Below are 25137 nucleotides of genomic sequence, written 5' to 3' on the forward strand. Positions count from 1 at the left end.
AGATAAATTTGTTCTACGCTGATAGTTAGCTAAATTATAGACAAATTCAGATTCTTTTAACCAAAATAATTTAAATGGAGACCACATGCGCCATGCAATTTCCCTGCGTGACCTCTCTTTTCCGGCAATCATCGCCGGATTTGTCGCTGTTCTGGTTGGGTATACCAGCTCGGCAGCAATTATCTTTCAAGCAGCAGAAGCCGCTGGAGCCACAACCCTACAGATCGGTGGCTGGCTGAGTATGCTGGGACTTGGGATGGGTATCAGCTCGCTGGGGCTATCGCTTTATTACCGCACGCCGGTCCTTACTGCATGGTCAACGCCAGGCGCAGCGCTGCTGGCGACAACCATGCCAGGAACATCAATCAATGAAGCCATTGGTATATTTATCTTTGCTTCTGCCCTGACCTTGTTATGTGGTATTACCGGCCTGTTTGCACGATTGATGAACTATATTCCACAGGCACTTTCCGCAGCAATGCTGGCCGGAATTCTGTTACGTTTTGGCCTTGACGCCTTTTCCTCGTTTTCAGTCAATTTTGTACTGACTGCGGGAATGTGTCTGACTTATCTGCTGGCACGCAGATATTTATCCCGCTATGCCATTATTTTCACACTGTTATCAGGGCTAATTATCGCCTCTTTACAGGGAGATATTCATTTTGAACAACAATCAACTGTCGCCTTTGCTATCCCTGAATTTATTGCACCTAGTTTCACACTCTCTTCATTATTAAGCATAGGCGTCCCATTTTTCATTGTCACGATGGCCTCTCAGAATGCGCCCGGCATCGCGACACTGAAAGCCGCAGGATATCAAGTCTCGGTTTCATCATTGATAAGCTGGACGGCGCTGATCGCACTGATCTTGTCTCCTTTTGGTGGCTTTTCCGTCTGTATTGCCGCCATTACAGCCGCTATTTGTATGAGCCCGGAAATCCACTCCGACCCTAATCGCCGTTATATGGCCGCTGCCGCTGCGGGGGTGTTTTACCTGATCGCGGGCCTGTTCGGTGGCTCAATCAGTATGTTATTCAGCGCTCTACCGGCTGCGCTTATTCATATTATCGCCGGATTAGCATTGCTTGGAACCATTTCTGGCAGCCTGCTACAAGCGCTACAGAATGAAAAGCAACGGGAGGCTGCGGTAATCACATTTTTAATCACCGCTTCTGGCGTAACATTACTTGGCGTAGGTGCTGCATTCTGGGGGTTAATCGGTGGCGTAATAACCATGATGCTTCTATCTTTGCCTGAGAAAAACAAAATAGTTCATTAAACATACAGCAAAATTATACTTTTCAGCATCTTATGATATTTCTTATCCATAAAACTTGTGCTAATTTGCCGGGTTTGTTGCGCTTTAAATATTACAGTGAGATATCAACAACCCTAATGACAACCTTAATCTCCCTATTCGCAAAGCCGAGCTTCCTATTATGAAATTTTCTGATATTAGCAAATTAGCTGTTATTTCATCCTGTCTGACCATCCCTTATAGCTATGCAGATGACCGCCCAATTCTTTCTCTCTCTGTCAGCCAGTCCGGCGGAAGTCAAGCCACTACTGATGGCAGTTTATCCAGAAAACCAAATAAGCAAGAATCACGGATACTCCCGATTTGGGGTGACGAAGCCAGAGCTAAAGGTTATGACCTACCGGAACCTTTTGGCGCCAGTTACGGTTATATGAATATGCGGCAGAATATCGTTGTAGATGATATTAAAATCATTATACCGAGTACCCCAGAATTTGAAGATGCATTAGACATCCAGACAGGCAAAACCAGAGAAAAGAATGAGTCTCATATGCTCAAACTAGACACCTGGGTTCTGCCTTTTCTGAATGTTTATGGCGTTTATGGTTGGACAAAAGGCACATCGAAAACCAACATTGAGGGAATCAAATTTGGTGGCGGCCCTATTCTTGGTATGAAAGATATTCCTTTCGAATTGGACTTTAAAGGTAAAACCTACGGTGGAGGTTTTACTCTGGCAGGGGGTTACGACCAATTTTTCGGTACGCTTGATACCAACTATACCTACACTAATCTGGATATTCTGGATGGTAAAATTAGCGCTCTAGTTGTTACACCGCGTATTGGTTATGAGTTTATATTCCAGCCAATCATTCCAGGGCAAGGAAATACCAAATTGCAAGTATGGACCGGTGGTATGTACCAGAAAATTACTCAGGAATTTAACGGCAATATTAGTAATCTGGATTTACCGCCCATGTTTGACAAACTGGTACGTGCATTCGACGATTATGAGAGTATGAAATTCAAAGTAAAACAGCATGTTGCATCTCGCTGGAATAATACCGTTGGTGCAAGGCTAGAAGTCACACGCAATTTCAATATGCTGACCGAAGTTGGCTTTAACAAACGTAACAGCTTCTATATCTCAGGTGAGTTCCGCTTTTAATGAACATCTGCCGTACTTTATATGGGCTGACTCTAGTCAGCCTTTTTATTTCTGATTTCTCATATGGTGAAGCACCACTCAGCAGGGAAAAAATCGATGGCTGGCTGGAAAAATTAGGTGGCAGTAATACCTATGACAGCAGTAAAGCGATTGATTGGGGCGTTTTACCCGGCCCTTTTTATACGCCAGAGTTAGGTGCCGGCCTCGGTGTTGCTGTCGTTGGTCTCTATCGACCAGATGATCATGACCATACCAGCCAAATCTCTTCGCTTTCCCTGAATGGATTTGCCTCTTCAACGGGTGCCTTTGGCTTCACATTTGATAACTACAATTTCTTTGCTAATGATCAATGGCGTTTTTTTCTTTCCGGCACCTTGAACAACGTTCCCACTTATTACTGGGGAACAGGATATCAAGCAGGTAAGGTAAATGATCGCAAAGAAAAATATCACTCACAGGAACTGCGCCTGCAACCCAGAATGCTCTACCAGATTGCGGATTCTCTCTATCTAGGCGCTGGCTGGCATTTTTCATCATTACACGCCAAAGACCCCGATAACGGTGCCAAAAAGTTATTTGCAGCAGAAAACGATGGACAATCCGTATTGAGTTCGGGCGTCAGTGCCTATTTCAGCTATGACACACGAGATTTTCTGCCTAACGCTCATCAAGGACAAGTTCTTGATATTACCTATACCCATTTTTCCCCGGCATTAGGCAGCGACCGTAGGTTTAACACTGTTGATATGCAATACAGCACCTATTATCAATTAGATGAAAAATCTGTACTGGCATTCGATAGCTATGGTCGTTTCACTGACGGTCAAGTGCCCTGGAATATGCTATCAATGCTAGGTAATAGTAATCGGATGCGTGGATATTATGAAGGTAGATACCGGGACAAAAATGTTATCAGCACCCAACTGGAATATCGGCACAAATTGGACTGGCGACATGGTTTTGTTCTATGGGCAGGGGCGGGCACGCTAAGCCATTACGCAGAAGATATTGGCTCAAAAAACTGGTTACCCACAATCGGCGCAGGCTATCGTTTTGAATTCAAACCTAAAATGAATGTTAGACTGGACTTTGGTATCGGTAAAAAAAGCAATGGATTCTATTTTCAGGTGGGAGAGGCGTTTTGAAATTGCGTTTATGGATTGCTGCTTTAACGTTAGTCGCAGGATGCCAAGGAACTTTTTCTCCAATTGCACCAGTACAACCTGACTTAAATAGTGAAACAACCGCCGAAGCAACCCGTGCATGGCCGGTTCTTGCTCCCATCCCCTCTCCCGAAGGATTAAGAGCTTGCTGTGCTTTTGGCTATAATTTAAAAACTGAATTACTTACCCTTCCAGTGCCTTTTTACCAAATAAGTAATGTGCTGGATGCCGATAATCTTGGCGCACATAATTATAACAACAGTTTTTTCGGTACCGTTGCTTCATTAACCGGGATCAGTAATGAAAAAGTGGGGATGATATATACCCGCAGGGGCGGATTCATTGATATTTCTCATGTACGGGATACCGCTGATAATGCAGTCTTTCTATTCAGTCAAATCTGGCCTCGTCTTGGAGAAGAGTGGCAGATAGAACTCAGTAGTGAATTGGCATTACGCCGCATCCAATTCTATCAATTCACACCACCCGCAACGATAGAACAACGCTATACCCTAAGTGCTTATCTAGCCGTAAAATTAGCTTTTGAACTTGCTGCATGGCATGAAATCGCGCAATGGTATGGTTATCAGTCTGTACCCGGCTTTTCTGAAAAAGTATCTGCCTTCTCTCCTGAGGATCTCTACTCTAATCTATTAGGCGCTCGTCTTTCCCTCTCTTTGATACTGGCTGGGCAAATACCGTCAATGAAACAATACCGCCTATCAATGCAAGCCATTCTGCCACCTGCGCTACGTGAACTGGAAGCCTTATCCCCTGATGAAACGCGGAAAATGTTTGAACAGGTTGATGGTATCTGGTGGGACAGCAAACGTCGTGTGCCTGATAAGCGTTTAATCCTTCAACGTGATTTCCATACTCACAGCGATCGTACCCCTAATATGGTGCCTACAGAACAACAATTTCCACTCAGGCTTACCCTGCCACAACAATATATTGGCTACAGATTATCTGAATTGGCCGAATTACAATTGTGGCCTAGCCGCCAAATGAAAGATCTTCCTGTACCAGAAAGCTACTGGAGTGCACTTGATTTTCCACAATTGGCAGAAAAAGCGAAAGAACAACAAGAGAATTATTAATTCATATATTTTCAATGAAAGAATGAATATAACATTATGAGTTAAAATATATGGGAGATTTTAGATTAATATTTCTCAAACAATAATCCCATTGAAATATCATCAATCATTATTTATTATTCACACAATGTTACATCATAATATAAACTCAACATTACCTATAATAAAACTAAACTATACCGACTGTACTTAAATTAAGCCAAAAAGGGAAAGCCACATCACCAAGGCATTACTTCACAGGATAAAAAAATCGTATTGAAATATTTACAAAGATAAAAAACCAATAAACAACTGATATAAAATAATTAATATTACACAAAATCTAAGAAATAAATCAAAAAGTCACAAAAATGTTAACCAGCCAAACAACTAAAAAAAGAAATAAAATCTCAAAAATACCAAAAAAACAAGATTATAATTCTTAGTTATACTCATAAACTGTGTATTACACTTATTTTTATCGAAAAATTAGACATTCACTCTTAATTTAACTTAAATAACAAAAATACCTTCTTAAATAGGTTTAATCGTCTATAATATACGTTTCCAAGTTATAAATATGTATAAACAATATCATCTTTATCTAAGCAGATAAAATAAGAACTTACATTGCAGACAATTAGGTTTATTCAACCAAAACTCAAGTTACTAAACTATTTTCAACTATATAATACATTGATTTTTATTTTAAATTTACAACATTAAATCAATTTAATAGATATACCTAATAGATTTCGAGTTGCAGCGCGGCGGCAAGTGAATGAATCCCTAGGAGCATAGATAACTATGTAACTGGGGTGAGTGAAAGCAGCCAACAAAGCAGCAGCTTGAAAGATGAAGGGTATAAACACTAACATTGTTTTTTTAATTTTTATGATGTATCAGGGGATTCAGGGCCCCTATCTTCACCCTGATAAAGCCAATTAAGATGTCCCTACTCCTGGAGAGGAAAAATGAATAAACTAGCGTTATCAACCACCGCCGCGCTTATTTTTGCTACAGGTTCTGCTGTTGCAGCCGATAATACTGCTGGCGGTACATTACATTTCTCTGGTGCAGTCACTGATGCCACTTGTACTATTAACGGTGGTGCTTCAGCTAATCTGTCGATTATTTTGGAACCTATCTCAGTCACGCAAGCCGGACAAAATGAAGGTTTAATTGATTTTGGTAAGAAAGCATTTTCACTAGAATTTTCTAACTGCCAGTCCAAAGCCGTTGGTTTTGACCCAGCAACCTCTATGTTGAAAATCCAGTTCTCATCATCACATACTATTTCTAACGATGCTAAATATCTGATTAACCAAGAACTTAATGCAAATGGCAAGCCGAAAAACGTAGGTATCGCTATTGTTAAACACATCCAAGAAAATACCCCTATTATACTGAATAAAGCCTTTGATACAGGAATCAAAGGCTCTGAAGCAATACCTGAAATTGTCGATTTCTATGCGAAATACTACAAAGTAGGCACTGCTGAGGCAGAACCAGGTAAAGTAGTAACGATGGTTACTTATCACGTTACTTATCTATAACTATTTACTACAATAAATAAAGCCTATTTAGATAAATAGGCTTATTTAATTTGGCAAAAATAACGTTATGAAGAAATTATTTTTAACTATATTATTAGGGATAACGCCTTTATCTGCTCATGCCAACATCGTTATTAACACAACACGTGTTATTTACCCAGCCAGTAATAAAGAGGTATCAGTTCAATTATTAAATGCAGGGGATCAACCCTCTCTGGTACAATCCTGGATAGATGATGGCGATCCTAATTCAACACCTGAAACAGCTAAAGTCCCCTTTTTACTCACCCCTCCAGTCGTCAAAATTGATGGTAATAATGGGCAACAATTAAGAATTAAATACATCAACAACAATCTACCCACGGATCGTGAATCGCTATTTTATTTAAATGTTCTGGATATTCCACCCATTGCAGAAAACATTGGCGATAAAAACGTTATGCAGATTGCTATTCGTACCCGGATCAAATTTTTCTATCGGCCAGGCAAGCTTTCTATCTTACCTAAACAGATTCAACAACATATTGTATTAAAACGTGAGGGTAGCCAACTAAAATTGGAGAATGCATCACCCTATTTCATGAATATCGTCGGCCTTAAATCTTCTGATACTCAACCTAACTTACTAAACGAAGGAACAATTATAAAACCGTTCTCTTCTCATTCATTCAGTACCAATCAAAAAGTAAAAGTTGGAGATAAATTAACTCTGGCTATTGTTGATGATTTTGGTGCTATAAATAAATTAACTGTACCACTTCAATAGTGATATTACTGGCATAGCATAGAACATGATAAGACAAAAAATCAATCCGTTAGCTCTGATAATAGGTACCCTTCTGTATACAGATTGTTTATGCTATGCCACAACTTTTAATACTGATTTTCTGGTTGGTGAATCTGCAAAAGCGGACTTATCCCGATTTTATTCCACTTCAGAACTACCCGCTGGCCGTTACAGTATTGACATCTACCTGAATAATGACTGGAAAGGAAGATTTGATATTAATATCCAGAACGATGGCAAAGATATTTACTTATTCAATGAAGATCTTCCTAGGTTAGGTATAAAAATTGATAAAAGCCAATTACCAGAATCAAATTTATCCAAAGATGAGATTCTTCTTACTAAAATAATACATGAAGGAACCGCTAATCTCGATGTTTCTAAACTCAGCCTGCATTTGGTCGTCCCGCAGGCGTATATCAAAAACGAGCTAAAAGGCTATATCGATCCTGCGTTCTGGGACAGAGGTATCCCCGGAGCTATGCTGTCCTACAATGCCAACTATTACCATACTCAAAATAGAAATAAACAAAACCGCGACCGTGAAAATGAAGATAATGCTTACGTGTCACTTAATAGCGGTTTGAATCTATTTGGCTGGCAATTACGTGATCAATCCTCTTATCACTACACACGTTCAAATGGTGATAAATGGAGTAACAATACCCGTTATCTGCAACGGGGAATTTCATCAATTAATTCAGAATTTCGCATTGGTGACAGCTATACATCAAGCGATTTATTCGACGCTTTCCGCTTCCGTGGTATCAATCTGAAAACCGATATGCGCATGTACCCCGATGCCTGGCAAGGGTTTTCCCCTATCGTCCGGGGAGTTGCGCAGACTAACGCTCTGGTAAAAATCACCCAAAATAATGTTGTTATTTATCAGGGCAATGTACCACCGGGGCCGTTTGCCATTGATACTATTTTACCAACAGGTTCGGGTGGTGATTTGCTAGTTGAAGTGACGGAAGCAGACGGACGTACTAACAGTTTTACCGTCCCCTTTTCATCCGTTCCTAATATGATGAAAGAAGGTCTTGGCAAATATGATATCAGTGCAGGTAAAACACAACTTGCCAACAGTCGTTATAAACCAAACTTTTTTCAAGCCAGCTATCAATATGGTTTTAATAATGTCCTGACCGGTTATACAGGCACCATTATCAGTAAAGATTATTACTCGCTACTGTTAGGTAGTGGCTTTAATCTACCCATTGGCGCTGTCTCAATTGACGTTTCGCAATCCAGCGCCAAATTTGATAATAGCCCAACCATGGAAGGTCAAAGCTACAAATTGGCTTATAGCCGCTATATTCCACAAACAAAAACAAATTTTTCGCTGGCGGCTTATCGTTATTCAACTAAAAATTATCTCACCCTAATCGATGCGATTGATCTGCATGACTGGATAAGCAACGGATATAACCAACAATACTATTCTCATCAGAAAAATACCTTTAATATCAATTTGAACCAGAATCTTGGTAGTCGTGCAGGCTCACTTTTTCTTTCGGGAACATTCCGTGATTACTGGGGAACCCAGAATAAAAGTAGAGAGTATCAAATGGGGTATTCCAACAGTCTGGGTAAAGTCAATTATTCCCTGACAGCAAGCCGTGTCCGATACAATATCAATGAAACAGAAAGTAAAGAGGAACAGCGCTACTATCTGATGCTATCTATTCCTTTTGAGTTGTTTGGCTACCCTGCCTATTTGACCAATAATGTCTCAATCAATGAAAGTCACTATGACAATAGTAACTTAGGATTAAGCGGCAGCGCAGGCCCAAATAACCGTTTGAATTACCACTTCAACATTTCAGATCAGAAAAGCGGTTCGACAACAACCAGTGCAAATTTGACCTATAAAACATCCGTTTCCACATTGAGTAGCTCTTATAGCCAATCCAAGGAGTACCGCCAAATGGGGCTTGGCGCAACCGGCAGTTTAGTTGCTTATCGAGGCGGAATTTTGGCTGCTAATCAGATTGGGGAAACTTTCGCCATCATTGACGCACCGGGCACAGCAAACGCTTCTGTGAATGGAGATAAAAGCATGGTGACAAACAACAGCGGTAAGTTACTGATACCTTATCTTTCCCCTTATCGTAAAAACGCCATCATGCTAGATACCAGTGAAGTGTCAGAAAATGCCGCTGAACTTATCGGTAACATCAGAGATGTTGCACCATATTCCGGTGCGATTACCCATCTCGGATTTAAAACAGACCAACGGAAAACGTTTGTTTTCCACGCCACTCAAGCTGATGGTAAACCTTTACCTTTCGGTACTGAAATTGTCGATTCAGAAGGCAACAGCCTGGGATACGTTGGTCAGGGTAGTATGGTTTTCCTGCGAGTAGAAAAATTACCACAGCAAATTTATATCCACATCGGTCAACTAGGCGAAAAGAGCTGCATAATAAATGATCCACAGCCTGAAATGGGCTCAAGCGCCAATATTTGCCGTTAAGAGAGAAGATAATGAAATTTAAATCCTTGTATCTTAAACCATTTCATCTTAAACCATTGTATCTTAAACCATTGTATCTGGCGGCCATAATCAGTCTGAGCAGTGGCATAGCCTATGCAGATTGCCAACCTAAATATGCAATACCGGCATCCGCAATCACGGTTGATATGACAGATCATCTCACCCTGAACAGCAATGCAACCTGGATACTCAACACCCGATATTCTGGCTATTTTACATGCACGAAAAATTCATTATGGAAACAAAACTCTGTTGCTAATGGCTCGCCTTTTACCAAAAACAAAGTTGTTTTAGGATTCAATGGTGGCAAAAATTATGCCGAAGTGACTATCACCAATCTTTCCCCTGGCAACACTATTTATCTGGGAAACAGTAACGACACATACCCGGCCAGCAAATTGCAAGCCCAATTCACGCTTAATGTAAAGTTACTGAGTGGTAGACCCGGCGGTAGTAATATTCACGTTTTTTCCGGCAATTCTGCAACATTAAAAACGGCTGTCATTGCAATGGATACCACCAACATAGGACTCCTTGATGCCATTATCCGTTTTGCTACCGATTTCCTGACCTTTATGCTCACTTGGGAGTGGCCGACACATTCCGAAGATATCTATTACCAACCCGTCACAATGACTTTTAATCATAGAGATACAACTTGTCACTTCTTAAATGATGGATTAACCGTGAATCTACCAAAAGTCAACCGCATTAGATTGCTTAACGGAACAGATAAAGGAGAAACACCTTTTACCCTCAACTTTGAATGCAAATATCTCCAAAACGGTAAAACTTCACGCTCGGTTAAAGCTTACCTGAGCAGTAATAATCTGCTACCAAATGACAATCGAACTTTAATTGATAGCAAAACAGGTGCCGCTAAAGGTGTTGGTATCCGTGTTTCTCAGACAAGTGATTCAACGCCGATAACTTTCAGTGCTTCGCAATCCTCATCCCACGGCGCAACACTGCTATTCAGCAAAAACTCAGGCAATACCATCGATAAACACTTTGCTATCGACCTTAATGCTTACTACCACGTTTATGATCCCCAAAACATCGTAGCAGGGGAATTGAAAGCAACCTCTGTTCTGAACTTTGAATACAATTAACCAATAGGAAAATTAACCAAGAGGCAAAGGAGATGCCTCTTATTTCCCTCATTCAAATTAAAATTTTTTGTTTCGATAAGTAATTATTTGTAATAAAGTGTTTCTAAAGGAAAATTCATTTACATTTATAATCTCCCCTGAATTGATGTAACACAATGATAATCCTAACATTAAGTAATCACTCAAACTCGCTTAATTTATTCATAAAATAGTGTAATTCTATGAAAAATAGAAAAAATATACTTACACTTATCAATGAAATTAAAAAAACAATATCAAGATAATATTTTAAAACCTTATTAAAGAATAAATAAAAAAAACAAAAAACCAGAAGTAAAAATATATTTCAAGGATAATAATACAACAAAAAAACCACATAAACAGAAAAATAAAATATATGAAAACATTCAATCACATCGATTAAAAATTAAAATAATTAATTAAAAATCAATAACATAAAAACAATCCACAAATGAAAACCTTAGGAGTCAATATAATAAAACATAATGTAAAAATGCAATAAATAGCTTAATCGAGCATAAGAACAATATAACTTTTATTCTCCAAAAACACCTTTAATATAAAAATAGAAAGATAAATATTTATATTATCAAAAAATAAATTATTAAAATTTTTCTATTCTTACATACACCTACATTATTATACTCTTACAATATCACCCTAAGTAAATATTTGTAACACATTGTTACTTATTTTAACTTAACATTTAGAACCATATCGAATATCCTGCACCACACCAATAACAATGGATCTATTATAAAATTAGCTCAAGCCTGGCAGATACGACTTAGTTTTAACTCACAGAGGAAAGAGACCATATCGGTAACAGGTTACCTTTTTATGAAAATGATACTTATTCTTATAACGGCAATATTAATATCAATTAGTTTATTACTCGCTGCGGTGTTCTTACGATTGGCAGTACTATAATTAACAGTACTATATAAAACTAAGTTCAATCACTTCCGATATTATAACTAGCTGGTTTACAAATCACTTTTCTTTTGATAAAGCGACTTACAGGCACAAAATTAACTCAAAAACCATGATTATATCTAATGAATAATTCAACCTATACAGGCAATATTTTGTACACAAACAGCACATAACCATATATAAATTAATAAAAAACCACAGAACAAATTAGCAAAATAATAATTTTTATTACAGAAAATATATACCTAATAGATTTCGAGTTGCAGCACGGCGGCAAGTGAACGAATCCCCAGGAGCATAGATAAACTATGTAACTGGGGTGAGTGAAAGCAGCCAACAAAGCAGCAGCTTGAAAGATGCAGGGTATATTTATGAATCACTAATAACTCTGGCTATGCTGGATTTATTTTGCTAACATCAGCTTGTTTTTTATTCAGAGCAAACGAGGAAAAGCAATGCCCTCTCAAACGATGAGGACAACTGCCATCTTCGCTTTCTTTATCTCACTATTGTTTTCCGCTTTTAGTCATGCTTCAACTAGCACTGCTAAAAGCATAGAGTATTCTCACAATGGCACGCAAAGCAATTTGCCAGATTTGCGAAAATACCCTTCGGGCATCCCACGTAAGAAAGCGTTTTTAAATGTAGTTGTCCCTGTGATTGATAAACACAATCAACGAATTATGCAGGAACGGAAATGGTTACTGGAACACCAGAAAGCCAAACGTTGGTCCACTCAGGATATCAGGTTCCTGCAACGTATTTGCAAAAACTATAACGTGAGCTGTAGCAGCTCGCCTAAAAAAGTTAACTGGAACAAAATACTAAGTCGTGTTGACATCATCCCAACCCACTTTGTTGCCACTCAGGCCGCAACAGAATCTGGTTGGGGAACATCTAAGCTTGCACAACAGAATAACAATTTGTTCGGTATGCGTTGCGGTAACAGCTGTAAGAAAACTCAAGGTAAGATAAAAGGTTATTCCGCCTATCCGACTATCAATGATTCTGTCGAAGCCTATATGAGAAATATGAATACCCATAACGCTTATGAATCATTACGTGTTTCACGCGCTAAACAGAGAAACAGCCAGGAATCGTTGAATACCAGCAAACTGATTGATAATCTTGAAGGATATTCACAATTAGGTTCTACTTACAACAGCTACTTGCATAAAGTGTTTAACAGCAACAAAGGGCTTATTACCCAAGCACAAGAGTTCGCTAAAAACGACCATAACCAAGGTGCTAAATAAGTATGAACCTGCATATATAACCCCAACGACCAACATCATCCGCTTCATAACAAAGGTATGAAGCGGATGATTTTTCACGTTCACCAGCGTATCTTTCCGATTGATAGAATATTTAGATTAGATATTATAATATCGCTCATTATGACCTTGTACTGCGACGAAATGATTAGCCAGAGTTTAATATGAATTTCTTTTCTTTTGAGTTTCTAGGGTCCTTTGTTGCCCTCTTTTTCTTGTATTGGATGCTACAAAAAAGTGCAAAAGCACAAAACTACTTGTTGATAATCGCAAGTTATCTGTTTGTCTTTTCTTTTAATCCACTTTTCGCCGGTATCTTATTTGGCTATACGCTATTTATCTATCTTTTAACAAACATAGCTGGCAAATTTCTATCCGACCGCATCACATTTACCATTCTGACGATAGGTATTCTGGGATGTTTCACCGCATTCAAGTATTACTCTTTCTTTCAAGAAAACCTGCAACAAGCATTTGCCACATTTGGTTTATCCATAGATTTACCCATACTGACACTACTCCTGCCTTTGGGCTTATCTTTCTATGCATTTCATTCCGTCAGCTATGTCGTTTCTGTCACAAGAAAAGAAATCCCTCGGGCATCATTCCCTGATGTCGTTTTATACCTATGCTTTTTTCCGAGTATTGTTGCCGGACCAATAAACCGAGCTAAAGATTTTCTGCCTCAAATCCAGATATCATCAAGAGTGATCATCGAACCATCAAGAGCAATATTGCTGATTGCATTGGCAATAACCAAACTATTCCTGTTCAGCTCTTATCTATCCGAAAATTATGTAAACCCAGTTTTTGATGATCCTACCAGCTACAGTGCAGGGCAAATCCTGGTTGGTATTTATGCCTATGCCTGGCATATCTATTTTAACTTTTCTGGCTATACCAATCTTGTTACCGGATTAGCGCTACTCCTCGGATTCAGAGTACCTGAAAACTTTCATGCCCCTTATCTGGCGGAAAACTTACAAGCCTTCTGGCGCCGTTGGCATATCAGTTTATCTGAATTTATCCGTGATTATGTCTATATTTCTTTTGGCGGTAATAAAAAGGGATTTATACGTAAAAATCTTAATTTGTTTGCTGCTATGGTCATCTCCGGTTTATGGCATGGTGCCGGAATTAACTTCATTATCTGGGGAGCGATTCATGGATTAGGATTAATCATCCTCAATGTTAAATATCAGTTATTTTCTTCAAAAAACGAAAATACATCCAAAAATCCGGCAACCTCATTTTTCTCCAGAATTATCACCTTCCACTTTGTCTGTCTGGCATGGATTTTCTTCCGTTGCCCTACTCTGGATGACGCCCTGACATTATTAAATCAATTGATATCACCAGATTTATTTCACTCGATAATAGCCAGCGGTGGGTTGTTACTGATGTTCTGGGGACTCTTTATTATTTATCCGGGGCTGATTAATCTAAAAATAGCCGTTGGGAAAATTCATTCTCAGATTTCATGGATATACTACCCAATACCATTAGCCATTATTCTGACTTTAGTATTCATGCTTTCACCACAAGGAATGCCAGGATTCATCTATGCTAATTTCTGAATTCAAATCTAATTTAAAAACTGCCGGGCAAGCCATTTTTATCGTGGTATTAACGAGTCTACTGTTAATCTGGCTGAATCACCATTCACTGGATAGATTCTGGCAACAAAAATACCACCAGCAAAGCCCGTGGGCAGCCTTACAAGGTAATCCACTTTGGGATTTAGGTGATAATCTGGAACAAGGTGTACTCGCTGCGGGAGAAGCATTCATCTTACATACCACCGGCAATAACAGTGACAATCATCAGCAAACTCCCCTGGAAGCGAATATCACCCTTCCTGCGGGTTTTCAGATCGGGCTGAAACTCCTGGGTGGTTATACCTCTCCTATTGTAAATCTTCCCGCCACTTTCCCTGAATTATTACAAAAATCTCCTCATGCTAATTCTGTCGACTCATCAGTGCTCCGCAATTCAGGCAATAGTGTTCATTCCAGTATAGTGATCGCCAAAACCAATGTGACGCTGACAGCCAAGGATAAAGTGCTTTTTGCCGGAGACTCAATGATGCAAGGCATTGCCCCGCATTTGAAACGTCGGCTCTATCAGGATTACGGTATTTCAAGTATTAATCTCAGCAAACAAAGTACCGGGCTTGCTTATCCCAGTTTTTTTAACTGGCCAGAAACTATCAATAAGGCGCTGGAAGCTAACCACGATATCAAGCTGGTTGTTATCTTCCTGGGGCCAAATGACCCCTGGGATATGCCACCAAGACATGGCAGCACCTACCTGAAATTCGCAAGTTCTGATTGGGAAAACCTCTATCGCCAACGTATCGACATAATCCTTACTGAAGCACGTAACCACGGTGCTGATATTATCTGGGTTGGTCCTCCCAATATGCGGCAGAAAAAACTTTCCGTCAGCATGGAATATCTGAGAGCCTTGTATCAATCGGAAGTAACGAAAGCCGGAGAAATCTACATTTCTGTTAATGATATTTTTAAATATCATGCAAATGATTATTCCGATTATGTCGGCGACAATAGTAATAAAATTAAACTCAGAAGCGGCGATGGTATACATTTTAGCTTGAAAGGCCAGCAAACTATCTCGGACAATATATTCTCATTGATTGAATTTATTTAGGAATTAGCCAAACAAAATGGAAATGGTTAAACAACTCCGTCGGCGATACCAATCTGCTGGCATCAGTCTGGTCATCACACTCTCTTTAAGTTTGATATCGTGCCATAAACAAAAACCAGAACCATTGCCAACGCAACAACCTGCAACAATGGACCAACAGTTAACAGACTTTGGTGAACCGAATTTAGCCTTACTGGCGAATAAACTGCATAACAGCCGCCATAATCAACTGCATTTTGTTCAGATAGGAGATTCCCATACTGCCGCGGACTTTTTTACTGGCAAGCTTCGCTCTTTATTGCAACAACGTTTTGGCGATGCAGGGATTGGTTTTGTTAGCCCAATTAATGTACCTGGCCAACGTAACACCATGGTCAGTATGACCGGTAATAAACAGCAATGGAAACTCACTACCAGCCGCAAAGATAATCGGTCTGATTTTCCTCTCGGCGGTACAATTGCAGAACCTAGTAACCAAATAAGTCAATTAGCTTTAAGGCTACTTGCACCGTCCCATGATCGCTATCAACTCGAAACATTATACCAAACATCGGATGATGCCCAGATTCTGGTTCAATCTGCAACCAAACGAATACTGAAATTACCGGCAACCCAAGGTCACTGGCAATTTTCTACTGAGGAATCAGTTACATTCCCGGTTAATATTATGGCGATACAAAATAATCAGTTAAAATTAGGCGGTTGGTTTATCAAACGTAAACAACCAGGTATTATGTTATCTGCCTTGGGTATTAATGGTGCAACTATTAATATGATGGATAAGTGGCAGCCAAAATGGATTGATACATTAGTTCAAATGCATCCTGATATGGTGATCCTCGCTTATGGCACAAATGAGGCATTTAATCATTCGCTTGATTTATCAAGCTATCGCCAGCAACTGGAAGCTAAGATAAAGCAGATTCGTAATCAGTTACCACAAGCAGTTATCCTTATTATTGGGCCGGGTGATTCTTTGAAAAACAACCAACTGACAAGTTGTACAGCACAACAACCAACAATGTTGGATAATATTATCCATATTCAACAAAAAGTCGCTCAAGATCAGCACACACTATTCTGGAACTGGCGTGAATATATGGGTGGCAAATGCTCAATTAGGAACTGGGCGCAACAAGATCTCGCGCGTCCTGATTATGTTCACCTTTCAGCCGCAGGTTATGAACGCAGTGCTGAAGCTTTATATCAACAATTAATAAATATTCTCGATCAGTAAGCAACAATAAAGCTTGATTGGGAATAGTACTAAATACTTATCTTGTTTTTAGTGCAGAAAAATTAAACGTATAATCTTAGATTGACAATATGAATGAGCTCACAAGAAACCCATTTTATAAAGACAAATTATCTTTTTTGTTGTATTTAATGCGTTGAAAAATAAGTTTATACCATATGTAAAACATAGCGTTAAAAAGAGTATTTAAAATATGATTTTTCCAAAAAAGTATCCTCTCAGTGCTATAAAAAGGCTCATCTCCGGCTGGAAAGAATGTAGCTTCGAACGTTACCAACAAGCGTATTCTCTTTATGGTGGTGGAATATCTACTCATCCAGATATTGTACGTTTCTTAAATGAAAAATTTGGCAATAGTTTTATCTTTTACGTTAAAGAAAATCCACAAATAGAAAACGTTATCGAAGGGGCATACTTTACATGTAAAGATCATCATCTGGCAGCAAGTCACCAAAAGGATTATTATTTTTTCAGTTACGATGAAATTCTCTTCCCTATTGCCAAACATCTAAAAACTATCATCCCTGGGAAGTCAAAAACCATATCGCCTCTGCACAAAGAAAACTTCGTCAACCTTTATTATGGCCGATTAAACAAGCGAACAATATGCCTTGCTAAAGAAGATTTTTCTTATAAAACAAGAAGAAATCGGAGTAATGAAATTAATAGATTTAAGCGTGCAGGCGGAGAAATACATCAAATTGATGATTTCACTTGCCAAGAATTTGTTGATATTTACACCATACTATACGAAAAACGGTGGGGGAAAAAACACAGTGAAGAAGAAAAAGGAAAATTAACCGAATTATACACTGAGCTCAAACAACATCTGTACGGATGTGTATTAACTATCAATGGAACCCCAGCAGCCTACGATTTAGTTATAAAATCAGACAGCCCTCAATGGGTTTCATTCGATGCAGTAAACGGTGGATACGATCCTGAATACGCTAATCTCAGCCTTGGAAGCATTGTCATGTGGTTAAATATTCAAAATGCTTCAACGCTCTGTCAGCAGAATCAAAAAACGATGCGCTATTCTATTGGCAAACCTACTTTCGCCTATAAAGATCGCTGGTGCCACCGTCACCCATTAGCAAGAACACTATTTTAATGTCACCAATATTTCCAGATAGTTAACTTATCTTGCCGCCTTCTTTAGAAGGCGGTATTAATCTAATACAATCTCTTAATTCATATGAATTACAACATGGCAAAGAAAACCATTCCAACAACCGCACCTGTTGTTCCAAGAATAGTTTCCATAATTGACCAAGTTTTCAGTGTCTGAGATTCTGTCGCACCAGTAAATTTACCAAATAACCAAAAACCTGAGTCATTAACATGACTCAATACCAAAGAACCACCCGCAATACAAATTGAAAGAGCTGCAAGCTGGGCACCAGAATATCCCAGAAGATCAACAACTGGCAAAATCAGACCAACAGTTGTCAAACAGGCAACGGTTGCAGAACCTTGAATAACGCGTACTGTACCAGCAAGGATGAAACACGCTAATGCAATAGGCAGACCCGCCCCAATCAAAGCGTTTCCCAAAGCAGGGCCAACACCAGAATCCACTAATACTTGTTTAAATACGCCACCAGCCCCAGTCACCAATAAAATAATTCCAGCCGGTTGAATGGCCGAAGAGCAAATATCCATCACTTTTTCTTTACTCATCCCACGGCGAATTGCCAAACCATAAATAGCAACCAAACAAGCAACCAAAATCGCAGAAAATGGATGACCGATAAATTCAAGCCACTGATACAATTCAGAGCCTTGTTCAACAAAATTCTCACCAATAGCCTTTAATCCAACCAAAGCCAAAGGGAACAGAACCAGTGACAAACTCAAACCAAAAGATGGCATCTTACCTTGACCAAGGCTTGGCTCACTTATATCCACGGGCAAATCCAAAGTGACATACTTACTGATAAAACTACCGAAGATTGGACCCGCCAGTAACATCCCAGGAATCGCCGCACTGATACCGATCAAAATCATCCAGCCAAAGTCAGCATTCATCTGTGAAGCCAACAACATCGGTACTGGACCAGGTAACAAAAACGCGGCAGCGGCTGCAACACCGGCAAACAGAGGAATAACCAGTTTCACTACATTACCGCCAGTACGACGTGCTACTGCAAACGCCACACCAATCAATAAAACAATCGCTACATCAAAGAACAACGGCAAAGCACAAACCAGGCCAGCGATCCCCAATGAATAATGCGCATTCTTTTCACCAAAACTATTTAGTAACTTAACTGCAATCTGATCCAGTGCGCCTGTTTCATGCAGAACTTTACCAAACATCGCCCCCAATGCGACAACAATAGCCAGAAAACCTAACGTTCCTCCCATTCCTTCTTGCATTGTTTCAGCAATTTTATCCAGTGGCATACCAGAAAAAACACCCGCTCCCATGGAAACCAGTATTAACGCAACAAAAGCGTGGATTCTGGCCTTCATTACCAGAAACAACAGTAAAAGAACAGAACCCACGGCTGTCAGCACTAAGGTTAAAGTACTCATTATTTTTCCCCTGAAATGACACTATTAATTATTCTTATCGAGTGATTTATCACTTCATCAAGAGATGATCTAATGTCAACCAGATAAACATCCTGTTCATCACTCCCCGGCTCTTCTAATGACTCAAACTGAGATACCAACATTTGAGGTTTAAAAAAATGATCTTTACGTGCCTTCAATCGACTTTCAATTAAATCAAAATCGCCTTTCATATAAAGAAATGACAGATTCTTATTATTATCACGCAGTATATCCCGGTAATGTTTTTTTAAAGCAGAACAAACAATCAGGGAAACCGGGTTTGTGCGTTGCATAGCAAAAATTGCATGACTCAGTGATTTCAACCAAGGTTCACGATCTTCATCATTCAGTGCATAGCCTTCAGCCATCTTATTAATGTTAGATCTTGGATGTAAAAAATCACCATCTAAAAAAGCAGAATCCAATTTATAGGCCACAGCACTGGCAACAGCAGATTTACCACTACCGGATACCCCCATAAGCACAAAAACATGATTCGAATGCTGGGTATCGCTCATATAAACTCCTTAGCGTAGATATTTTATCTACAAATGTTACCGGTAACTGTTATCGGTAACATTATCAGAAGTAGAGATGAAATTCGCAACAATACGGAATATTCAGGAAATATAAATGTGATATTTATCACAAATGAGTTCAAAAAAACGCAAATCCAGCAGACTGATTAGATACTCTCTCCCAGAGATAATTGAAAACCGATATCAATCATTTTTTGCGGTAGATATTCGCCCTTCAGCCGAGCCATTAATAATTCAGCAGCCCTCCGCCCCATTAAGTCACGAGACGTCAATACACTGGCAAGTTTTGGTGTCATCACCTGACCAACATCATGACCATGAAAGCCGGCTATTGCAATATCATGTGGTACAGCTATCCCTTGACGTTGGCACTCGAAAATTGCTCCGATAGCGAGGTCATCGTTAGTGCAGAATAGACCATCAACATCAGGATATTTTGTTCGTGCTTCATTCAATAACTGCCCCCCTAATGTGTAAGAAGAGCTGTCTGGTGTCATTATCTTACCTGGCTTTAACCCCGCACTTTCCATTGCAGCTTCATAGCCCTCCAGACGAATAATCGTCCTTTCATCTTGTCTCGCACCAAGATAAATCACCCGTTGGCAACCACGCTCAATCATTGCCATTGTCATTTGCCGAGCTGCTTCAAAGTTGTCAATACCGACTGCCGTATCAAAACAAGGAGAAACACAATCCATCAGTTCAACAACAGGGATACCAGCCGTTTCCAACATCCTCAAAGTTCGTGGAGTGTGAGTACGTTCTGAAAGAATCAAACCATCAATATTATAGGAAAGTAAAGAAATCAAACGCTCTTCTTCCTTTTCTGAACGATAGCCATAGTGAGCCAACATAGTTTGATAACCATAACTATCCGTCACATATTCGATACCACGAATAACCTCCGCAAAAACCTGGTTAGTCAAAGAAGGCAATAAAATACCAATAGCATGACTAGTGGAATTAGAAAGAATATCCGGCACTTTATTTGGGATATAACCTAATTCATCTAAAGCATCCGCTATTTTCTTTCGCAATTGCTCAGAAACTTGATCAGGATTACGCAAGAAACGACTTACCGTCATTTTAGTTACACCAACACGATCAGCAACATCTTGTAAAATAGGACGTTTTTTCTTCATATTTCAATGCAATATAGAATGAGTAAAATTTAGGATAATAAACGCAGTGTCATGACATATTTATACACTATAAGGACACATTTTTTTAAAATTTAGTCTGGCTGTGAAACTGTAATCCCAATTTATTTAGTGTATCGTAAAATCTTATCCTTTAGAGTGGAGATATAAGACATAGTTTTTTTGTAACTAGGAGGATTTCGCCGCTGAGATATTACCGAATGATTTAGAGCAATGAGCCACCACAACCCGCAAGAACCACGCCATGACAATGAGTAAGAACTTGAAAATTGCCAAACCTATCAAAATCAGAAGCAGAGACATTAAGTCAGCTTAGGAGAAATGTCCAGACGAAATTAAGGTTTAATCATTCAACACTGGCTCAAAGTTGATATGGACTACATCGTCAGCTTAAGTACAAGTAGGCATACAATTAGGAAAGAACTCTCGTTAACTTATACCAATTAAGAAAAAGCTGCGTTATAAGATGCTCAAAACCAATATCGAAAATAACCTGTTAGCCGACATCGCCTAACGGAACATAAAAAGATTTATCACTTCACCGGTTTACTCTGAAACTCTTCCCTTGTGGGTATTTTCATCCAAGCAGATCACCCAATAACGGCGTTTTTCATGGTAATACTCAAAAGTGACGAACGTGACAAACGAGCCTCATTTCCTACAATTTGGTTCGTCTAGCGATAATGTTTACAACACAAGCTCATAGTGTAAGCCCTAGTCTCATTAATGCACTACAGTTTATTTAAGCAGAATTTTTACGATGCGTGGGACAAAACCCCAAAGAAGTTTCAACAATTACGGGAAGAAGAACGTAAACGTCCGGTCATCTCACCTTGTTCTTCCCCTCCGGCCCCTGCACGCTACCGCTTCCTTATCTTCACCTGGAGACTGACACCATGAGCCGTAGCCGATATACCCCGGAACAAAAACAGCAACATGTGACCCAATGGCGCCACAGTGACCTGACTCGAAAACAGTATTGCGAACAGCATCAGCTGAGTTTTTCCTCTTTCCGCGACTGGATTGCCGACAGTAACAAAATGCGCCAACCTCTCAGCCAGACACTGCCCGCCCTCTTGCCGGTTTCACTCCAGCCTGACGACACGCACACCGTCACCCTGCATACCCCGGACGGCTATGCCATCGCCTGTCCATTGACGCTGTTGCCTGACGTGATGCGGGTGCTGGCCCGATGCTGAAACCGCAACAGCTCTTTCTGGTGCGAGAGCCCGTCGACATGCGCCGGGGCATTGATGCCCTGACCCAGCACCTGGAGGGACTAAATTTGCGCTGGCAGGACGAGGCCGCTTTTGTTTTCTGCAACAAGGCCCGCTCCCGTCTCAAGGTGTTGCGCTGGGACCGACACGGCGTCTGGCTGTGTACCCGCCGTCTGCACCGGGCCCACTTTGTCTGGCCGAAGCAGGGCGAACGCAGCTGGGTGATGACGCCCGCCCAGTTTGACTGGCTCATCCGCGGCATTCACTGGCAACAGGTCGAGGGGGATGACCTGTCCGGCTGGCAAAGCTAATTCCGCTACCCCGGTCACACTTTTACCGGATAACGGCAGGGCATTATCCGGTACACTGTCGGCATGACTCTCCATGACTTAATGGCGCTGGATGACCCCGACCAGTTCCGCTTGCGGGCACTGGCGCTGCTTCAGCAGCAACGCGACTATATTCACCGGCTGGAAGACGCCCTGAAACAGGCGCAACGCTGGCGTTTCGGCGCGCACAGTGAAACCCTGCCGGTGGGGGTCAAACGCAGTCAATTCGAGGAGGATGCCGACACCGATATCGCGGTGCTGGAAACTCAGCTCTCACGTCTGCATATCAAGGAAGACGCGACTCCGGCTCACCCCAAACGACAGCCTTTACCGGCGACTTTACCTCGAGAAGATATCCGGTTGTCGCTGGAGACTCAGGCGTGCCCGGATTGCGGTCATGCCCTGCGCTTTTTGCGTGATGAAATCAGTGAGCGACTGGAATACCGTCCGGCCACGTTTATCGTCCGACGTTATGTCTGTCCGCAGTACAGCTGTGCGGCCTGTCAGAGTGTGCATGCCCAGGCCCGGCCCGCCCGTCTTATCGAAAAGGGTATTCCGGAGCCGGGGTTGCTGGCCCAGATAGTGGTCGCTAAATATCGTGACCACCTGCCGCTCTACCGTCAGCAGTCCATCTATGCCCGCAGTGGCGTAACCCTGGCCCGCAGCACCCTGTCGGACTGGGTGGGGCAGGTGGCTCTGGCGCTGCAACCGCTGGCCGATACGCTGAAGCAGACGCTGCTGACATCCCCCGTGCTGCATGCCGATGAGACCCCGTTGCCGATACTGGCGCCGGGAAAAGGCCAGACCCAGCGTGCCTATCTGTGGACGTATGTCACCGGCCCCGATACCTCACCGGCGGGGGTGTACTATGAGCTGCATCCCGGCCGCAGTGGCCGTTATGCGCAGAGCATGCTGAAAGACTGGTCGGGCGGCACGTTGGTGACGGATGATTATGCGGGTTACAATGCGCTGCATGCCCGGGCGGATATCACCGAAGCGGGTTGCTGGGCCCATGCCCGGCGTAAGTTCTTTGAACACTACCAGGCCAGCGCCAATCCGACGGCCAAACAGGCGCTGGAGGGTATTCGTGACCTGTACAAACTGGAGCGAAAAATCAAACACCGGCCCCCGGATAAACGGCGTCAGTGGCGGCAGCGTTATGCCCGGCCGTGGCTGAATGAGTTCCGGTCCTGGTTGCAGACGACTCAGGCCAAAACGGCCCCCAACTCCGGGTTGCGCAAAGCGATAGATTATACCCTGAAACGCTGGTCGGCTCTGGTGTGTTATCTGGATGATGGCCGGGTGCCGATAGACAACAACCGGGCGGAGAATGCGGTCCGGGGTGTGGCGGTTGGCCGAAAGAACTGGCTTTTTGCGGGTTCGCTAGCCGCGGGGCAACGGGCCGCGATGATAATGAGCCTGTTGGAAACCGCCAAAGCCAACGGACATGAGCCCTGGGTCTGGTTACGTGATGTCCTTACCCGGTTGCCTGTCTGGCCGAACAATCGGTTGAATGAGCTGCTTCCCTGGCCGGGTCATCCCTTCAGTTAATATCCCATTTTGTGGTTATCTGACCATGCAAGGTGAGTTCACCGGAGCCTTACAGAAGAACAACTTATATCATCTAAGAAAAGTGGAAAAAAATTTGCCCAAAGCAAATTTTATACCGGGGGGAAATAATATACCGCTACACACAAAACTGCCCGCGACGTTCAAATCCGTTCCCGACAGAGTTGTTCTATATAATGCGGATAGACACAGTAACTAGGTAATATAAGCAAACAAAATGATACATACCCTGATATGCAAAAACCCCCAGCTTTCGCTGGGGGTTTCTACTCTATTTAAAGCCTGGCAGTTCCCTACTCTCACATGGGGAGACCCCACACTACCATCGGCGCTACGGCGTTTCACTGCTGAGTTCGGCATGGGGTCAGGTGGGACCACCGCGCTATCGCCGCCAGACAAATTCTTTATATATTATCATGGTGCTGATACCCAGATTCGAACTGGGGACCTCACCCTTACCAAGGGTGTGCTCTACCAACTGAGCCATATCAGCAATAGCGGCTCGCCGTCAATATTAACGCAAACCCCAAAAAATTAAAGCCTGGCGGTTCCCTACTCTCACATGGGGAGACCCCACACTACCATCGGCGCTACGGCGTTTCACTGCTGAGTTCGGCATGGGGTCAGGTGGGACCACCGCGCTATCGCCGCCAGGCAAATTCATTCCGTTCCGGCTGTCGCTTCCCTCTCGGCCGCAACACCCAAAACCAATCTCTGAACAAGCTGAATGAAACTCTCTCCGTCTTCCGACCGCTGTCTTATGACGCCAAAACACCTTCGGTGTTGTAAGGTTAAGCCGCTCGGTTCATTAGTACCGGTCAGCTCAATGCATCGCTGCACTTACACACCCAGCCTATCCACGTCTTCGTCTTAAACGTTCCTTCCGTGACCTCAAGTCAAGGGAAGACTCATCTCAAGGCAAGTTTCCCGCTTAGATGCTTTCAGCGGTTATCTCTTCCGCACTTAGCTACCGGGCGATGCC

19 protein-coding genes, 1 tRNA gene and 3 rRNA genes are annotated in these 25137 nt (G+C 41.6%); 16 read left to right on the plus strand and 7 right to left on the minus strand.

Annotation, left to right across the window (positions count from 1 at the left end; translation table 11 throughout):
• Positions 1 to 85: 85 nt before the first annotated feature.
• The 13 genes from D3222_RS09290 (at position 86) to D3222_RS09355 (ending at position 17893) form a co-directional block, all read left to right on the plus strand.
• On the plus strand, positions 86 to 1279 hold the full coding sequence (locus D3222_RS09290) for a benzoate/H(+) symporter BenE family transporter (RefSeq protein WP_118985903.1): 1194 nt from the start codon (positions 86 to 88) through the stop codon (positions 1277 to 1279).
• 160 nt (positions 1280 to 1439) lie between these two features.
• A complete protein-coding gene (locus D3222_RS09295) occupies positions 1440 to 2426 on the plus strand; it encodes a hypothetical protein (RefSeq protein WP_118985904.1) in 987 nt (328 codons plus the stop codon).
• Entirely contained in the window at positions 2426 to 3571 is a 1146-nt protein-coding gene (locus D3222_RS09300) for a BamA/TamA family outer membrane protein (protein ID WP_118985905.1), read from the plus strand. The genes D3222_RS09295 and D3222_RS09300 overlap by 1 nt, the downstream gene beginning before the upstream one ends.
• Positions 3568 to 4689, plus strand: coding sequence for a DUF4056 domain-containing protein (locus tag D3222_RS09305; RefSeq protein WP_118985906.1), 1122 nt, complete (start codon positions 3568 to 3570; stop codon positions 4687 to 4689). Before D3222_RS09300 ends, D3222_RS09305 begins: the two co-directional genes overlap by 4 nt.
• Positions 4690 to 5642: 953 nt before the next feature.
• Positions 5643 to 6224, plus strand: coding sequence for a fimbrial protein (locus D3222_RS09310; protein ID WP_118985907.1), 582 nt, complete (start codon positions 5643 to 5645; stop codon positions 6222 to 6224).
• A gap of 67 nt (positions 6225 to 6291) precedes the next feature.
• Positions 6292 to 6990 carry a fimbrial biogenesis chaperone gene (locus D3222_RS09315; RefSeq protein ID WP_118985908.1) on the plus strand — a complete coding sequence of 233 codons (699 nt, stop codon included), beginning with the start codon at positions 6292 to 6294 and terminating at the stop codon, positions 6988 to 6990.
• 25 nt (positions 6991 to 7015) lie between these two features.
• Positions 7016 to 9490 carry a fimbria/pilus outer membrane usher protein gene (locus D3222_RS09320; protein ID WP_118985909.1) on the plus strand — a complete coding sequence of 825 codons (2475 nt, stop codon included), beginning with the start codon at positions 7016 to 7018 and terminating at the stop codon, positions 9488 to 9490.
• Between the two features lie 11 nt (positions 9491 to 9501).
• Positions 9502 to 10623 (plus strand): fimbrial protein, encoded by a 1122-nt coding sequence (locus tag D3222_RS09325; protein ID WP_118985910.1) that lies wholly within the window; start codon positions 9502 to 9504, stop codon positions 10621 to 10623.
• A gap of 1412 nt (positions 10624 to 12035) precedes the next feature.
• Positions 12036 to 12836, plus strand: a complete 801-nt coding sequence (locus D3222_RS09335) for a protein bax (RefSeq protein ID WP_118985912.1) — start codon at positions 12036 to 12038, stop codon at positions 12834 to 12836.
• Positions 12837 to 13018: 182 nt separating this feature from the next.
• The gene (locus D3222_RS09340; RefSeq protein WP_118985924.1) at positions 13019 to 14431 is read left to right on the plus strand and encodes an MBOAT family O-acyltransferase; all 1413 of its coding nucleotides are present in this window, start codon (positions 13019 to 13021) and stop codon (positions 14429 to 14431) included.
• Entirely contained in the window at positions 14418 to 15524 is a 1107-nt protein-coding gene (locus D3222_RS09345) for an SGNH/GDSL hydrolase family protein (RefSeq protein ID WP_118985913.1), read from the plus strand. Before D3222_RS09340 ends, D3222_RS09345 begins: the two co-directional genes overlap by 14 nt.
• A 16-nt stretch (positions 15525 to 15540) precedes the next feature.
• Complete coding sequence (locus tag D3222_RS09350) at positions 15541 to 16761, plus strand: SGNH/GDSL hydrolase family protein (protein ID WP_118985914.1); 1221 nt, start codon at positions 15541 to 15543, stop codon at positions 16759 to 16761.
• Positions 16762 to 16972: 211 nt separating this feature from the next.
• Positions 16973 to 17893, plus strand: coding sequence for a GNAT family N-acetyltransferase (locus D3222_RS09355; RefSeq protein ID WP_118985915.1), 921 nt, complete (start codon positions 16973 to 16975; stop codon positions 17891 to 17893).
• 89 nt (positions 17894 to 17982) lie between these two features.
• Here the strand turns inward: D3222_RS09355 and gntU are convergent, their stop codons facing one another.
• The 3 genes from gntU to gntR all read right to left on the minus strand — a co-directional run bounded on the left by gntU (position 17983) and on the right by gntR (position 21022).
• Positions 17983 to 19320, minus strand: a complete 1338-nt coding sequence (gntU, locus tag D3222_RS09360) for a gluconate transporter (protein ID WP_118985916.1) — start codon at positions 19318 to 19320, stop codon at positions 17983 to 17985.
• Positions 19320 to 19859 carry a gluconokinase gene (gene gntK / locus D3222_RS09365; protein WP_118985917.1) on the minus strand — a complete coding sequence of 180 codons (540 nt, stop codon included), beginning with the start codon at positions 19857 to 19859 and terminating at the stop codon, positions 19320 to 19322. Before gntK ends, gntU begins: the two co-directional genes overlap by 1 nt.
• A gap of 167 nt (positions 19860 to 20026) precedes the next feature.
• Positions 20027 to 21022 carry a gluconate operon transcriptional repressor GntR gene (gene gntR / locus D3222_RS09370; protein ID WP_118985918.1) on the minus strand — a complete coding sequence of 332 codons (996 nt, stop codon included), beginning with the start codon at positions 21020 to 21022 and terminating at the stop codon, positions 20027 to 20029.
• 914 nt (positions 21023 to 21936) lie between these two features.
• On the opposite strand from gntR, the gene tnpA reads away from it, so the two are divergent.
• The 3 genes from tnpA to tnpC all read left to right on the plus strand — a co-directional run bounded on the left by tnpA (position 21937) and on the right by tnpC (position 24137).
• Positions 21937 to 22239, plus strand: a complete 303-nt coding sequence (gene tnpA / locus D3222_RS09375; protein WP_088374617.1) for an IS66 family insertion sequence element accessory protein TnpA — start codon at positions 21937 to 21939, stop codon at positions 22237 to 22239.
• The gene (tnpB, locus tag D3222_RS09380; RefSeq protein WP_118985919.1) at positions 22233 to 22568 is read left to right on the plus strand and encodes an IS66 family insertion sequence element accessory protein TnpB; all 336 of its coding nucleotides are present in this window, start codon (positions 22233 to 22235) and stop codon (positions 22566 to 22568) included. The genes tnpA and tnpB overlap by 7 nt, the downstream gene beginning before the upstream one ends.
• 63 nt (positions 22569 to 22631) lie before the next feature.
• Complete coding sequence (gene tnpC / locus D3222_RS09385; RefSeq protein ID WP_118985920.1) at positions 22632 to 24137, plus strand: IS66 family transposase; 1506 nt, start codon at positions 22632 to 22634, stop codon at positions 24135 to 24137.
• Positions 24138 to 24435: 298 nt separating this feature from the next.
• Here tnpC and rrf (D3222_RS09395) read toward each other — a convergent pair.
• From rrf (D3222_RS09395) to D3222_RS09410, 4 genes are all read right to left on the minus strand, one after another.
• Positions 24436 to 24551, minus strand: a 5S ribosomal RNA gene (gene rrf, locus D3222_RS09395).
• Between the two features lie 21 nt (positions 24552 to 24572).
• Positions 24573 to 24648, minus strand: a tRNA-Thr gene (locus tag D3222_RS09400).
• Positions 24649 to 24694: 46 nt separating this feature from the next.
• Positions 24695 to 24810 (minus strand): 5S ribosomal RNA (gene rrf, locus D3222_RS09405).
• A gap of 132 nt (positions 24811 to 24942) precedes the next feature.
• A 23S ribosomal RNA gene (locus D3222_RS09410) occupies positions 24943 to 25137 on the minus strand; the annotation flags it as partial.

Origin of the sequence: Photorhabdus sp. CRCIA-P01, from assembly GCF_003545805.1 — a bacterium.
Classification (GTDB): Bacteria; Pseudomonadota; Gammaproteobacteria; order Enterobacterales; family Enterobacteriaceae; genus Photorhabdus; species Photorhabdus antumapuensis.

Coding starts and splice junctions, on each gene's coding strand:
- D3222_RS09290 (WP_118985903.1), top strand. CDS start 86: ATGCGCCATGCAATTTCCCTGCGTGACCTCTCTTTTCCGGCAATCATC.
- D3222_RS09295 (WP_118985904.1), top strand. CDS start 1,440: ATGAAATTTTCTGATATTAGCAAATTAGCTGTTATTTCATCCTGTCTG.
- D3222_RS09300 (WP_118985905.1), top strand. CDS start 2,426: ATGAACATCTGCCGTACTTTATATGGGCTGACTCTAGTCAGCCTTTTT.
- D3222_RS09310 (WP_118985907.1), top strand. CDS start 5,643: ATGAATAAACTAGCGTTATCAACCACCGCCGCGCTTATTTTTGCTACA.
- D3222_RS09315 (WP_118985908.1), top strand. CDS start 6,292: ATGAAGAAATTATTTTTAACTATATTATTAGGGATAACGCCTTTATCT.
- D3222_RS09320 (WP_118985909.1), top strand. CDS start 7,016: ATGATAAGACAAAAAATCAATCCGTTAGCTCTGATAATAGGTACCCTT.
- D3222_RS09325 (WP_118985910.1), top strand. CDS start 9,502: ATGAAATTTAAATCCTTGTATCTTAAACCATTTCATCTTAAACCATTG.
- D3222_RS09335 (WP_118985912.1), top strand. CDS start 12,036: ATGCCCTCTCAAACGATGAGGACAACTGCCATCTTCGCTTTCTTTATC.
- D3222_RS09340 (WP_118985924.1), top strand. CDS start 13,019: ATGAATTTCTTTTCTTTTGAGTTTCTAGGGTCCTTTGTTGCCCTCTTT.
- D3222_RS09345 (WP_118985913.1), top strand. CDS start 14,418: ATGCTAATTTCTGAATTCAAATCTAATTTAAAAACTGCCGGGCAAGCC.
- D3222_RS09350 (WP_118985914.1), top strand. CDS start 15,541: ATGGAAATGGTTAAACAACTCCGTCGGCGATACCAATCTGCTGGCATC.
- D3222_RS09355 (WP_118985915.1), top strand. CDS start 16,973: ATGATTTTTCCAAAAAAGTATCCTCTCAGTGCTATAAAAAGGCTCATC.
- gntU (WP_118985916.1), bottom strand. CDS start 19,320: ATGAGTACTTTAACCTTAGTGCTGACAGCCGTGGGTTCTGTTCTTTTA.
- gntK (WP_118985917.1), bottom strand. CDS start 19,859: ATGAGCGATACCCAGCATTCGAATCATGTTTTTGTGCTTATGGGGGTA.
- gntR (WP_118985918.1), bottom strand. CDS start 21,022: ATGAAGAAAAAACGTCCTATTTTACAAGATGTTGCTGATCGTGTTGGT.
- tnpA (WP_088374617.1), top strand. CDS start 21,937: ATGAGCCGTAGCCGATATACCCCGGAACAAAAACAGCAACATGTGACC.
- tnpB (WP_118985919.1), top strand. CDS start 22,233: ATGCTGAAACCGCAACAGCTCTTTCTGGTGCGAGAGCCCGTCGACATG.
- tnpC (WP_118985920.1), top strand. CDS start 22,632: ATGACTCTCCATGACTTAATGGCGCTGGATGACCCCGACCAGTTCCGC.